General features: G+C 74.3%; 10 protein-coding genes. 6 read left to right on the forward strand and 4 right to left on the reverse strand.

What is annotated here, in order from left to right; genetic code table 11:
* The first annotated feature begins 35 nt into the window (after positions 1 to 35).
* Complete coding sequence (locus tag AB0P24_RS31145; RefSeq protein ID WP_365799827.1) at positions 36 to 314, forward strand: hypothetical protein; 279 nt, start codon at positions 36 to 38, stop codon at positions 312 to 314.
* On the opposite strand, the gene AB0P24_RS31150 is transcribed toward AB0P24_RS31145, so the two are convergent.
* The 3 genes from AB0P24_RS31150 to AB0P24_RS31160 form a co-directional block, all read right to left on the reverse strand.
* On the reverse strand, positions 262 to 1,026 hold the full coding sequence (locus AB0P24_RS31150) for an SDR family NAD(P)-dependent oxidoreductase (RefSeq protein ID WP_365799829.1): 765 nt from the start codon (positions 1,024 to 1,026) through the stop codon (positions 262 to 264). The genes AB0P24_RS31145 and AB0P24_RS31150 overlap by 53 nt on opposite strands.
* A gap of 32 nt (positions 1,027 to 1,058) precedes the next feature.
* Positions 1,059 to 1,901, reverse strand: a complete 843-nt coding sequence (locus AB0P24_RS31155) for a DNA-formamidopyrimidine glycosylase family protein (RefSeq protein WP_365799831.1) — start codon at positions 1,899 to 1,901, stop codon at positions 1,059 to 1,061.
* A 112-nt stretch (positions 1,902 to 2,013) separates the two neighbouring features.
* Entirely contained in the window at positions 2,014 to 6,996 is a 4,983-nt protein-coding gene (locus tag AB0P24_RS31160) for an ATP-dependent helicase (protein WP_365799833.1), read from the reverse strand.
* Positions 6,997 to 7,283: 287 nt separating this feature from the next.
* On the opposite strand from AB0P24_RS31160, the gene AB0P24_RS31165 reads away from it, so the two are divergent.
* From AB0P24_RS31165 to AB0P24_RS31175, 3 genes are read left to right on the forward strand one after another with little or no spacing between them, the layout of a single operon-like run.
* Positions 7,284 to 8,135: an AraC family transcriptional regulator gene (locus AB0P24_RS31165; protein WP_365799835.1), complete on the forward strand. Its 852-nt coding sequence runs from the start codon at positions 7,284 to 7,286 to the stop codon at positions 8,133 to 8,135.
* Positions 8,136 to 8,145: 10 nt separating this feature from the next.
* On the forward strand, positions 8,146 to 8,898 hold the full coding sequence (locus AB0P24_RS31170) for an AzlC family ABC transporter permease (RefSeq protein ID WP_365799837.1): 753 nt from the start codon (positions 8,146 to 8,148) through the stop codon (positions 8,896 to 8,898).
* The gene (locus AB0P24_RS31175) at positions 8,895 to 9,203 is read left to right on the forward strand and encodes an AzlD domain-containing protein (RefSeq protein WP_365799839.1); all 309 of its coding nucleotides are present in this window, start codon (positions 8,895 to 8,897) and stop codon (positions 9,201 to 9,203) included. The genes AB0P24_RS31170 and AB0P24_RS31175 overlap by 4 nt, the downstream gene beginning before the upstream one ends.
* A gap of 34 nt (positions 9,204 to 9,237) precedes the next feature.
* On the opposite strand, the gene AB0P24_RS31180 is transcribed toward AB0P24_RS31175, so the two are convergent.
* Entirely contained in the window at positions 9,238 to 10,218 is a 981-nt protein-coding gene (locus AB0P24_RS31180) for a hypothetical protein (RefSeq protein WP_365799841.1), read from the reverse strand.
* Positions 10,219 to 10,686: 468 nt separating this feature from the next.
* Here AB0P24_RS31180 and AB0P24_RS31185 point away from each other — a divergent pair, with 468 nt between their 5' ends.
* A complete protein-coding gene (locus tag AB0P24_RS31185) occupies positions 10,687 to 11,916 on the forward strand; it encodes a GAF domain-containing protein (protein WP_365799843.1) in 1,230 nt (409 codons plus the stop codon).
* A 119-nt stretch (positions 11,917 to 12,035) separates the two neighbouring features.
* Positions 12,036 to 12,485 carry a universal stress protein gene (locus AB0P24_RS31190; protein ID WP_365799845.1) on the forward strand — a complete coding sequence of 150 codons (450 nt, stop codon included), beginning with the start codon at positions 12,036 to 12,038 and terminating at the stop codon, positions 12,483 to 12,485.
* Positions 12,486 to 12,663 lie beyond the last annotated feature (178 nt).

Genomic DNA, 12,663 nt, shown 5'->3' on the forward strand with positions numbered 1-12,663 from the left:
GGCGGCGTTCTAGCGTCCGGCTGGAGGTGACGGCCATGGTGGGGCGGATAGTGCGCTGGGGGGTTGTGCTGGGGCTGACGGCGGTGTGGTGGTGGGCCGTGCTGCGGATCGTGTATACCGGCGGTGCCGGGGCGCTGGAGGGGACCGTGGCCGCCGGCGGCTGGGGGTTGAGCCTGCTGCCCGTGAACTGCGTGCCGAGGTCCCGGGCCGCGGGGGCCCTGGGACCGGCGCGGTGGCGGACGGCGTGGCGCTCGCAGGGAGCTACCACGGCATCGCCACCCCTCCGTTCGGGCGCAGGATCTGGCCCGTCGTGAACGAGGAGGCGTCGGACGCCAGATAGAGCACGGCGTGCGCGACGTCCTCGGCCTCGCCGACCCGGCCCAGTGGCGCCATCCGCGCCATCCGGTCCTCCGTCCGCCGCTGCTCCGTGCTGTCGTCGCGATCGGTCATGGGGGTGCGGGTCCAGCCCGGGGCGACCGCGTTGACGCGGATGCCCTGCCGGCCGACCTCGCTCGCCAGCGTCCTGGTCAGCTGGACCACGGCCGCCTTGGCCACGCCGTAGCAGAGCAGGCCGGGGCCGCCGGTGTCGATCGCGCCGGAGGCCATGGTGATGATGCTGCCCCCTCTCCGCCCGGCCAGCATCACCCGCGCCGCCTCCTGGCAGGCATACAGCACCCCCTTGAAGTTGACGCCCAGCACCCGGTCGAGATCCTCGTCCCGGGTGTCCAGGACCGGGCTGCGGTGCATGATCCCGGCGATCGCCGCCATGACGTCCAGCCGCTCGCAGGACCGGACCGCCTGGCCGAGCAGCGCCCGGTCGGTGACGTCGAGGGTGTGGATGCGGGCGGTGCCGCCCCGGTCCTTGACCAGTCTCGCCGTCTCGTGCAGGCCGTCCGCGTCCCGGTCGGCACAGTGTACGGTCGCGCCCGCCTCCGCGAGCAGCACGGCCGATGCCCGGCCGATGCCGCCGGCGGCGCCGGTGACGAATGCGGTGCGTCCGGTGAGGTCGTACGCCGTGAGGGGCATGAGGGGACGGTACGAGTGTTTCTGACGGGTCGTCAATTAGTCGTGCGGGGGCGGGAACCCTGGACGCGCCGGGAACCCGGGGCGGGGGCCGGGCCGGTCTGGCAGACGGGGCACCAGTAGGTGGGGCGCTCGCGGGAGCCGTCGCCCTGGTCGGCGCGGCGGATCGGGGTGTGGCAGCGCAGGCAGGGGCGGGGGGCGCGGCCGTAGACGAACAGGTCGTGCTCGCGCAGGCCGGTGGTCCGGCGCACCGGGCGCTCGCGGTTGGCCTCCAGGAGGCGCTGGGCGAGGCCGGGGAGCTGCGCGGCACGGTCGGCGGGGAGCGCGCCGACCGGGAGCCAGGGGGTCGCGCCGATCAGGAAGCAGAGCTCGCTCTTGTAGATGTTGCCGATCCCGGCGAGGTTGCGCTGGTCGAGCAGGGCCTCGCCGAGCGGGCGGGCCGGGTCCGCGAGGATGTTGGCGAGGGCGCGGTCGGGGTTCCAGTCGGGGCCCAGCAGGTCGGGGCCCAGGTGGCCCACGGCGCGTTCCTCCTCGCCGGTGCGCAGGAACTCCAGGACCTGGAGGCGGTACCCGACGGCCGCGCGGTCGGCGGTGCAGAGGATCGCCCGGATCTGGTGCGCGGGACCGCCCCTCCACCGCTCACCGGGGCCGTAGACCTTCCACGCGCCTTCCATCCGCAGGTGCGTGTGCAGGGTCAGGCCGCCCTCGAAGCGGGTGAGCAGGTGCTTGCCGCGCGCGGTGGTGCCGAGGACGGTACGGCCGGTGAGATCGACGGTGGCGTACTTGGGCACCCGGAAGTCGCTGCGGGCCAGCACCTGGCCGGCGAGGGCGTCGTGCAGGCGCCTCGCGGCCTGCCAGACCGTGTCACCTTCGGGCATGGCTCAAGGGTGGCACGGGAGCAGCGAGGCGGGCCGGGGAGAGCGCGGCGGGTGCGCGGGCGGCCGGGGACGGCGGGTGGGGGCGCGGCGGGTGCGCGGTTCTCATGGCGGTTCACGCCCGGATCCGCAGGCCGCGCGGGGTCGCGATGAAGCCCGCCGCCTCCAGGAGGGTGCCCAGGGGGGAGGTCAGGGCCGAGGCGCCGTTGACGCGCTCCACCGTGACCGTGCCGAGGGTGCCCGCCCGGGCGGCGGCCGCGAGGGCCTCCGCGGCCGTACGGAGCCGGGTGTCGTCAGCGGCGGCCGTGTCCGGCGCGGAGGGCCAGGCCAGCAGGGTCTTGCCGCCGCGCTCCATGTAGAGGGTCAGCTCGCCGTCGACCAGGACCACCAGCGAACCCGCCTTCCGGCCCGGCTTGTGCCCGGCGCCGGTCGGGGGCTCGGGCCAGGGGAGGGCGGCGCCGTAGGCGTTGGCCGGGTCGGCGGCGGCGAGAACCACGGCTCTGGGGTCCGGGGCGGCGGCAGTGCGGGTGCGGTGGCTGCCGTAGGCGTAGGGATTCGGGCCGTGGGTGCTCGGGCCGTAGGGGTTTGCGGGGCTGCCGCCGCGGGGGCCGCCGTAGCCGGGGGCGGCGAAGGGGTCGGCGGGGGCGAGGTCCTTGGGGGAGACGTAGTCGCCGGGAGCGGCCGGCGGCTCGGGCGGCCAGGTGAAGTCGCCGTCCGGGTCGGGGAAGCCGGCCGCGTCGAAGGGGCCGAGGGGATCGAGCGCGTCCGTGGGGGCAGGAGCGCTGTGGCCGCCGTTCGGGCCGGTCAACGGGGTGGTTCCGGTGCTGCCGAAGCCGGTGCCCGGCAGGCCCTCGCCCCGCTCGCGGGCGTTGGACACCGCGCGCAGCCGGTCGACCGCGCCGTCCATGGCGAACTGGGCCGCGCCCAGGCCCTCGACGACGTAACCCCGGCGCGCCTGACCGCTCTCCTCGAACGCCGACAGGATCCGGTACACCGCCGAGAAGCCGCCCTCCACGCCCTCCGCCGCGACCGCGCCCCGGGTCACCACACCATGCCGGTCGAGGAGGGTGCGGGCCAGGGCGTGGGCGCGCACGGTGGTGTCCGGCTCGCGCGGCGGAAGCAGGGACCAGCGCCCGGCCACGGTCGGCGGGCCGGTACGGGAGGCGGGGCGGGCGGCGGCCGTCAGGGAGCCGTAGCGGCCGCGCGGGACGGCGCGCTTGGCGCGATGGGCGGTGGAGCCCGCGGTACGGCCCGAGCCCAGCAGGGAGCGCATCGGGGCCAGCGTGTCGTTGGTGAGCCGCCCGGACCAGGCCAGGTCCCAGACGGCGTCGGCCAGTTGGGGATCGGTGGCGTCGGGGTGGGTGGTCGCGCGGACCTGGTCGGCGATCTGGCGGAAGAACAGGCCGTAGCCGCCGGAGAGGGCGTCGAGGACCGACTGGTGGAGGGCGGTGAGCTCCAGCGGGTGCGGCGGCGGGAGGAGCACGGGGGCCGCGTCCGCCAGATACAGCGAGACCCAGCCGTCCTTGCCGGGCAGGGCGCCCGCGCCGGCCCACACGATCTCGCCCGCCGCGGTGAGTTCGTCGAGCATCGCGGGCGAGTAGTTCGCCACACGGGACGGCAGCACCAGCTTCTCCAGGGCCGACGCCGGCACGGACGAGCCCTGCAACTGCTCGACGGCGCGCACCAGTCCGTCGACACCGCGCAGCCCGTGCCCCCTGCCGATGTGCTGCCACTGCGGCAGGAACTGGGCGAGCGCGGCCGGGGCCACCGGTTCGAGCTCGTGCCGGAGCGCGGCCAGGGAACGGCGGCGCAGCCTGCGCAGCACCGCCGCGTCGCACCACTCCTGGCCGATGCCCGCCGGATGGAACTCGCCCTGTACGACCCGCCCGCTCGCGGCGAGCCGCTGCAACGCGCCCTCGGTGACCGCCACTCCGAGCCCGAAACGGGCGGCCGCGGTGGCCGACGTGAACGGGCCATGGGTGCGCGCGTACCGCGCGAGGAGGTCCCCCAGCGGATCCTTCACCGGCTCCATGAAGGCCTCGGGGACACCGACGGGCAGCGCCGTGCCGAGGGCGTCGCGCAGCCGGCCCGCGTCCTCGATCGCCGCCCAGTGGTCGGCACCGCCGATCCGCACCTTGATGGCCCTGCGGGCCCCCGCCAGCTCCGCGGCCCACTGCGGCTCGGCGCCCCGTTCCGCCAACTCGGCGTCCGTGAGCGGCCCGAGCAGCCGCAGCACGTCGGCCACGCCCTCGGGGTCCTTGATCCGGCGGTCCTCGGCCAGCCACTGGAGCTCGCGCTCCAGCTCGGTCAGCACCTCCGCGTCGAGCAGCTCACGCAGCTCCGCCTGGCCCAGCAGCTCGGCCAGCAGCCGGGAGTCCAGGGAGAGCGCGGCCGCGCGGCGCTCGGCGAGCGGGGAGTCACCCTCGTACAGGAACTGGGCGACATACCCGAAGAGGAGGGAGCGGGCGAACGGGGACGGCTCCGGGGTGGTGACCTCGACCAGCCGGACCTTGCGTGATTCGAGGTCGCTCATCAGCTCGACGAGTCCGGGGACGTCGAAGACGTCCTGGAGGCACTCGCGGACCGCCTCCAGGACGATCGGGAACGAACCGAACTCGCTCGCCACCTGGAGCAGTTGGGCGGCGCGCTGGCGTTGCTGCCACAGCGGGGTGCGCTTGCCGGGGTTGCGGCGCGGCAACAGGAGCGCGCGGGCGGCGCATTCACGGAAGCGGGCGGCGAACAGGGCCGAGCCGCCGACCTGGTCGGTGACGATCTGGTCGACCTCGCCCTTGTCGAAGGCGACGTCCGCCGCGCCGACGGGCGCCTGTTCCGCGTCGTACTCCGTGCCGGCCTTCCGGGGCGGCTGGTCCAGCAGGTCGAGGCCCATCAGGTCGGCGTCGGGCAGCCGCAGCACGATGCCGTCGTCGGCGTGCATGACCTGGGCGTCCATGCCGTACCGCTCCGAGAGCCGGGCCCCGAGGGCGAGCGCCCACGGGGCGTGGACCTGGGCGCCGAAGGGGGAGTGGACGACCACCCGCCAGTCGCCCAGCTCGTCTCGGAAGCGCTCCACGACGATCGTCCGGTCGTCCGGGACATGGCCGCAGGCCTCGCGCTGTTCGTCCAGGTACGACAGCACGTTGTCCGCCGCCCAGGCGTCCAGTCCCGCCGCGAGGAGGCGCAGCCGGGCGTCGTCCTTGGGGAGCGAGCCGACCTCACGCAGGAACGCGCCGACCGCGCGTCCCAGTTCGAGCGGGCGGCCCAGCTGGTCGCCCTTCCAGAAGGGCAGGCGGCCCGGGACGCCAGGGGCGGGGGAGACGAGCACACGGTCACGGGTGATGTCCTCGATGCGCCAGGAGCTGGTGCCCAGGGTGAAGACATCACCCACCCGGGACTCGTACACCATCTCCTCGTCCAGCTCGCCGACCCGGCCGCCGCCCTTCTTGGGGTCGGCGCCGGCCAGGAAGACGCCGAAGAGGCCGCGGTCGGGGATGGTGCCGCCGGAGGTGACGGCGAGCCGCTGGGCGCCGGGGCGGCCGGTGACCGTCCCCGCGACCCGGTCCCAGACCACGCGGGGGCGCAGCTCCGCGAACGCGTCCGACGGGTAGCGGCCCGCGAGCATGTCGAGGACCGCGGTGAACGCCGACTCGGGGAGCGAGGCGAAGGGGGCCGCGCGGCGGACGGTGGCGAGCAGGTCGTCGACCTGCCAGGTGTCCAGCGAGGTCATCGCGACCAGCTGCTGGGCCAGCACGTCGAGCGGGTTGGCCGGGACCTTCAGGGACTCGATGGAACCGGTGCGCATCCGCTCGGTGACCACGGCCGCCTGCACCAGGTCGCCCCGGTACTTGGGGAAGACCACGCCGGTGGAGACCGCGCCGACCTGGTGCCCCGCGCGGCCGACGCGCTGCAGACCGGAGGCCACCGACGGCGGGGACTCGACCTGGACGACCAGGTCCACCGCGCCCATGTCGATGCCCAGTTCGAGACTGGAGGTGGCCACCACGGCGGGCAGCCGGCCGGCCTTCAGGTCCTCCTCCACCAGGGCGCGCTGCTCCTTGGAGACCGACCCGTGGTGCGCGCGGGCAAGGACCGGCGGGGCGCCCTGGGCCGCGCCCGAACCGCCCATCAGCTCGGCCGGGGAGTGGTGCTCGTCCAGCGGCTCGCCGGTCGCGCGCTCGTAGGCGATCTCGTTGAGCCGGTTGCACAGCCGCTCCGCCAGGCGGCGCGAGTTCGCGAACACGATCGTCGACCGGTGCGCCTGCACCAGGTCGGCGATCCGCTCCTCCACATGCGGCCAGATCGACGGCTTCTCGGCGCCGTCACTGCCGTCGGTGGCCGGGGAGCCGCCCAGCTCTCCCATGTCCTCCACCGGGACGACGACGGAGAGGTCGAACTCCTTGCCGGACTTCGGCTGGACGATCTCCACCTTGCGGCGCGGCGAGAGATAGCGGGCCACCTCGTCGACCGGGCGGACGGTCGCCGAGAGGCCGATGCGGCGGGCCGGCCTCGGCAGCAGCTCGTCCAGCCGCTCCAGGGACAGCGCGAGGTGCGCGCCGCGCTTGGTGCCGGCGACCGCGTGCACCTCGTCCAGGATCACTGTCTCGATGCCGGTCAGCGCGTCGCGCGTGGCCGACGTCAGCATCAGGAACAGGGACTCCGGAGTGGTGATCAGGATGTCCGGCGGCCGGGTGGACAGGGCGCGGCGCTCGGCGGGCGGGGTGTCACCGGAGCGGATGCCCACCTTGACCTCCGGCTCGGGCAGGCCGAGACGCACCGACTCCTGGCGGATGCCGGTCAGCGGACTGCGCAGGTTCCGCTCGACGTCGACCGCGAGGGCTTTCAGCGGCGACACGTACAGCACCCGGCAGCGCTTCCTCGGGTCGGCCGGGGGCGGGGAGGAGGCCAGCTGGTCCAGGGCGGCGAGGAAGGCGGCCAGCGTCTTGCCGGAGCCGGTCGGGGCGACCACCAGCACGTCCGAGCCCGCGCCGATGGCCTGCCACGCGCCCGCCTGGGCCGCGGTGGGCGCGGAAAACGCCCCCGTGAACCAGCCGCGGGTCGCGGGGGAGAAGCCGTCGAGGGCCCGATGCGCGGATTTCGCCATGCGTCCATCCTGCACCCGGCCACTGACAACCAGGTCTGACCTGCGAAGACGCGACCCGACATGCTCCCACCGCACCGCACGTGACAGTTTCGCGGTCGGGTGCGGGTGACCCCGGTGGGGCGGGTTCGCCGTCCGCGGCCGCCGACGGGAGCGGGGGACGTGGCGGGGGCGGCCGGGGGGGCGGACGGAAAGGGGGAGCGGGGGACGTGGCGAGGGCGGCCGGGGGGCGGACGGAAAGCGGGACGGGGACGTGGCGGGGGCGGCCGGGGGCGGCCGACAATGGTCGTATGACGGGAACGGACGAGCGGGCGCGGCACTGGCGGTACGAGGCGCTGCCCGACGTCGACCTGCTGCGGGCCCGGTACATAAGGAAGACGTTCGTACGGCACACCCACGAACACTTCGTGATCGCCGCCATCGCGGACGGCGTCGAGGTCTTCCACCACCGGGGCTCCGACGTGTCCGCGGGAGCGGGGGCGCTTGCGCTGGTCAACCCGGACACCCCGCACACCGGACGGGCCGGGGTGCCCGAGGGCTGGCGGTACGGGGCGGTCTACCCGGCGCCGGACCTCGTGGCGGGGATCGCCGCCGAGACCACCGGTATCCGGGGCACCCCCGGCTTCGTCAGCCCCGTGCTCGCCGACCCGTACAGCGTCGCCCTCGTCCACCGGGTGCTGCGCGCCGCCGACGAGGGCAACGCGCTCGCGGCCGACACCCTGCTGAGAGTGGCGGTGACCCGGTTGCTGCGGCTGAACGGCGGCCCGTTGCCGCAGCGGCAGGTGCGCACCGCCGGTGGCCGGCTCGCCGCACGCGCGCGTGCCGTGCTGGAGGAACGGATGGCCGAGCCGCCGACCCTGGAGCGGCTCGCCACCGAGCTCGGCACCAGTCCCTTCGCGCTGCTGCGGGCGTTCCGCGACACCTACGGCATGCCGCCGCACACCTGGCTGACCGATGCCCGGGTGCGCCGCGCCCGGCTGCTGCTGGACGCGGGCACCACACCCGCCCAGGCGGCCGTCGCGGTGGGCTTCACCGACCAGCCGCACCTCAACCGCCACTTCGCCCGGATCGTCGGCGTCCCGCCGGGCGCCTACCAGCGCGAGCGCAAGAACGTACAAGACGTGCGGGACGGCCGCGCGTAGCGTCCTGTCCGTGGCACAACAGACAGCACTCGCGGACATACGCGCCGAAGGCGGACCGAAGCCGGACTCCGCCGTCGTCCGGGACGCCCTCGGGGTCGGGGTCGCCGTGGGACTCTCCGGGTTCGCCTTCGGGGTGACCTCGGCCGGCAGCGGGCTCGGCCTGCTCCAGACCTGCGCGCTCAGCCTCCTGGTGTTCACCGGCGCCTCCCAGTTCGCCCTGGTGGGCGCGCTCGCGGCCGGCGGCAACCCGCTCACCGCGGCGGCCGGCGCCTTCTTCCTGGGGGTGCGCAACGCGTTCTACGGGCTGCGCCTGTCGCAGGTACTGGCCCTCCCGCGCGCGGTGCGGCCGTTCGCCGCCCAGTGGGTGATCGACGAGACCACCGCGGTCACCCTGGCCCAGCCGACCCGGCGCGCCGCCCGGATCGGCTTCACCGTCACCGGGCTCAGCCTGTACGTGCTGTGGAACCTCACCACCCTGCTCGGGGCGCTCGGTGCCAAGGCCGTCGGGAACACCGACGCCTGGGGCCTGGACGCGGCCGGACCGGCCGTCTTCCTGGCCCTGCTCGCCCCCATGGTGAAGACCACGACCGACCGCGCGGTCGCCGCCCTCGCGGTGCTGCTGGGGCTCGGCCTGCTGCCGGTGCTGCCGGCCGGGGTGCCGGTCCTGGCGGCCGCGCTGGCGGCACCGGCCGCCCTGTTCGTCTCCGGCCGCCGGTCCGGCCGCGGCCGGACCCGCGACGAGGCACCCGAGGAGACGCGGTGAACTTCTGGATCGCGATCGGCGCGACCGCCCTCGGCTGCTACGCCGTCAAGCTCGCCGGGCTGCTGGTGCCCGCGGGGGTGCTGGAGCGGCCAGTGGTGCGACGGCTGGCCGCCCTGCTGCCCGTGGCCCTGCTCGCGGCCCTCACGGCCCAGCAGACGTTCGCCCACGGGCACGCACTCGTGCTGGACGCTCGGGCCGCGGGGCTCGGGGCGGCCGCGGTGGCGCTGGTGCTGCGCGCGCCCTTCCTGATCGTCGTCGGGGTCGCCGTGCTGGTCACGGCGGGGCTGCGCGCCGTCACCGGCTGAGACGTCCGCACCCGCTCGCGACACCGGGCTTCCGTCAGTCCACGAGGCGGCCGTACGCCCTGAGCGTGTGCAGGGCCTCGATCGTCACCATGGGGCGGGCCTCCAGGACGGCGGCCGGTGCCCACTGGTCCCGACGGATCGGCCAGCCGCCGTCCGCCTCCTGCTCGGCGGCGAGGAAGTCGAGCGAGCGGGTCATCTCCTCGTCGGTGAACCACGTGCGCGCGAGCGAGTCCGGAGACTTCGCGAAGTCATGCGGGAAGCGGTGCTCGCGCGGGGCGTAGCCGGGCGCCACCGGGTACGCGTCCAGGCGTTCCGGGTCCAGCGCGGCCAGTCGCTGCTCGCGCACCAGGCGGCCCAGCCGGTCGGCGGCCGCCTCCGCGCGCGAGCGGTCGGGAACCGTGTCCAGGAAGGCGACCGCGGCCTCGATCTCGTAGGGGTGCGACTTCTCCAGACAGTCGATCTCCTGCCAGCAGAAGTCGGTGGCCCGGAACAGCCACGCGTGCCAGACCTCGTTGCGGTGCAGCAGCCCCACCACCGGGCCGGTGGCGAGGAGTGAGCCATGGGGATGCCCCTGGCCGAGCGTATGCGAGGCTGGGGGAGGGTCCTCCACGACCGGGACGAACGGCGCCGCCGGATAGCCGCGCTGGCCCGGTCGGACCGCAGGCAGCGCTCCGTCCGCCGTGGAGACGGCCGTCAGATAGCGGCACACACGCTCCACCCGCTGCCCGCCGCACCGCTCGATGGCGTCCAGGATCCGCAACGCGCGTCCGGTGTGCAGCGGCTGGCTCACAGGGCCGCGCAGGTCGGGCTCCAGCGCGTGTCCGTAGCCGCCGTCCTCGTTGCGGTAGGCGTCCAGTGCCGTCTGCACCGGATCGGGGCCGCCGTTCAGGAAGTGGTACGAGAAGAGACGCTGCTCCAGCACGCGCGCGGTGAGCCACATGAACTGTTCGGCGCGCAGGAGTGGGGAGTGCGCCGGGGGCGTAGGGGGGAGTGGGGAAGCTCCGGTTTCAGCCATGCGAAAGACCGTAGGGCGGAAAGCGGTCTCGGCAGGCGCTCCCGGGCAGGGCCCACTCTCAGGGGCGGGATGCCGGTGTCACGGGGTTGACGGTCTGCGGCAGCGGAAGCTCCGCCGACCTGGGGAGACTGCCGTGCGTCCGTGCGTCCGTGCTATGGCCCGCGCTGCTGTGCGAAACCTGGGCGGGCGGGTTCTCGGTCCGTACGGCGTGGAGTGCGAGGGGGGAACGAATGTGCCCCGCTGCCGACGGGCTCTGGCGCCCGAAGGCCGACGAAAAGCACGCGGGTCGGGCTCATGACCGTGGACGGACGCCGTTGCCTCGCGGACGGCGAGTGATCTTGCGTCGCTGGAATCTGCTCCGGTGCGGAGCGACAATTTATTCGCGCCTGACCTGGAGCACGTGTCATGTCTGCTGCTGAGAGAGAACCGCACAGGCCGAATTCGTCGGCCCGGTGTACCGCGCGCGAGGTGCAGCACGCCCAGGGCCGGATCTCCGCCCTGCTGCGCGCGGTCATGCTGGTCACCGACGAGAGCGATCCGGGCGCGGTGCTGCGGCAGTTGGTCACCTGCGCGCGCGACCTGACCGGGGCGGCCTGGGCCGCCGTGGTCCCGAGTGATGAGCCGGCTCGGCCCGACGAGATGATCCGCGCGGGACTGGAGGGCGTGGACGCCGGCCGGCTCGGCCGGATCGCGCACGGACTGCATGCACTCCAGGGCCTCTTCGAGGACCGCGACACCGTCCGGGTGGACGACGCGGTGCGGCATCTTCCAGGTGCACCCCCGGTCAGTGCCCTTCTCGGCTCCGTGATCCGGACCCGCAGCGGGGACGTCGCGCACCTGTACCTCGCCGACAAACACCGCCCCGGCCACTCCCCAGGACCCTTCACCACCGAGGACGAGGAGCTGGTACAGGTGCTGGCGTCGGCGGCCGGAAACGCCATGGACCACGCGGCGCTGCTGGAACGGACAAGGCTGCGTGAGGCATGGCGGCACGCCCACACCCAGCTCACCACCGCCATCCTCGGCGGCGCCGACTGCGACCGCGCGCTGCAGGTCATCGCCGAGCAGGCCCTGCGGATCGCCGAGGCCGACGCTGCCCTGGTCAGCCTGCCGGACCAGTCGCCCGACCGCCTGGTCGTCCGCGCCGCCGCCGGCCTCGGCAGCGCCGATCTGCTCGACCGGACGCCGTCCGTGGACGCCACCTCTCTGACCGGCCGTGCCTACGCCACAGGCCGGCCCCAGATCTCCGACGACGGCAGCGGTCCCCGCGTCCTGGGCCCAGAGCTCCCGATCGCGACGAGCCTGGGGCCGGCCATGGCCGTTCCGCTCACCGATCGCGACACGCCCGTCGGCACGCTGTCCGTCGCCCGTGCCAGGACGCGCGGGCGCTTCGGCGACACAGAAGTGGAACTCCTCGCGTCCTTCGCCGTCCAGGCGGCACTCACCCGGCGCCTGGCCGCACACCGAGCGGACGAGGAACAGCTCCGGCTCCTCCGGGACCGGGACCGCATCGGAGCGGACCTGCACGACCGCACCATCCACGATCTCTACGCCATCGGCCTCGACCTGCACAGCATCGCCGGACGCCTCGACGCCGACGGGCAGCAGGCGGTCCTCGACGTGGCCGACCGCATCGACGAGGTCATCCAGGACGTCACCGGCACCGTCTTCCGCCTCCGGATCGGGCCCGACAGGTGAGCTGCCACGCCGCCCCTCACCGGCCCCGCAGTCCGACTGCGAACGCGTTCATGCCGAACGCATGAGGCGGCCGTTCCCTCTGTTTGACGCGTACCGTCACCACACAGATTGGCTGAGCGATGAGCGATCAGAAGGCGTCGACCAGACGGATCGTGGTCGGTGTTGACGGGTCCGGGCCGTCGAAGGCCGCCTTGCAGTGGGCGGCGCGGCAGGCTGAGTTGGCGGGGGGCGTGGTCGAGGCGGTGACTGCCTGGGAGTACCCGTCGTTCTACGGCTGGGGTCCCGCCGGGTTCGACTTCGGCGACAACGCGGGTGCTGTCCTCACGCAGGCGATCGACGAGGCCCTCGGCCCTGACCGCAGGGGCGAGGTCCGGCAGGTGGTCGTGTGCGGGAACCCGGCGGCCGCGCTGCTGGACGCGTCCCGGGGAGCGGAGCTGCTGGTGGTGGGGAGCCGGGGGCACGGCGGATTCACCGAGGCGCTGCTGGGCTCGGTCGTCCAGCACGTCGTCCAGCACGCCGAATGCCCGGTCGTCGTCATCCGCGGACCGGCTGAAGCCACGCGCGGATGAGACGGACCGGCTGACGCCACAAGCGGATGAGACGGACCGGCTGACGCCACAAGCGGATGAGACCGACCGGCTGACGCCACAAGCGGATGAGACCGACCGGCTGACGCCACGAACGGATGAGACGGCACCGGGCAGGGGAGAGGTTCGGTTCTGCGTCCTTCGCGTGCCGAATTTCCGG

Origin of the sequence: Streptomyces sp. NPDC086519 (assembly GCF_040686075.1) — a bacterium.
Lineage (GTDB): Bacteria > Actinomycetota > Actinomycetes > Streptomycetales > Streptomycetaceae > Streptomyces > Streptomyces shenzhenensis.

Bases quoted from the DNA above. Each gene is read 5' to 3' on its own strand.
- AB0P24_RS31180 (WP_365799841.1), bottom strand. From the start codon at position 10,218: ATGGCTGAAACCGGAGCTTCCCCACTCCCCCCTACGCCCCCGGCGCAC.
- AB0P24_RS31165 (WP_365799835.1), top strand. From the start codon at position 7,284: ATGACGGGAACGGACGAGCGGGCGCGGCACTGGCGGTACGAGGCGCTG.
- AB0P24_RS31160 (WP_365799833.1), bottom strand. From the start codon at position 6,996: ATGGCGAAATCCGCGCATCGGGCCCTCGACGGCTTCTCCCCCGCGACC.
- AB0P24_RS31150 (WP_365799829.1), bottom strand. From the start codon at position 1,026: ATGCCCCTCACGGCGTACGACCTCACCGGACGCACCGCATTCGTCACC.
- AB0P24_RS31145 (WP_365799827.1), top strand. From the start codon at position 36: ATGGTGGGGCGGATAGTGCGCTGGGGGGTTGTGCTGGGGCTGACGGCG.
- AB0P24_RS31155 (WP_365799831.1), bottom strand. From the start codon at position 1,901: ATGCCCGAAGGTGACACGGTCTGGCAGGCCGCGAGGCGCCTGCACGAC.
- AB0P24_RS31190 (WP_365799845.1), top strand. From the start codon at position 12,036: ATGAGCGATCAGAAGGCGTCGACCAGACGGATCGTGGTCGGTGTTGAC.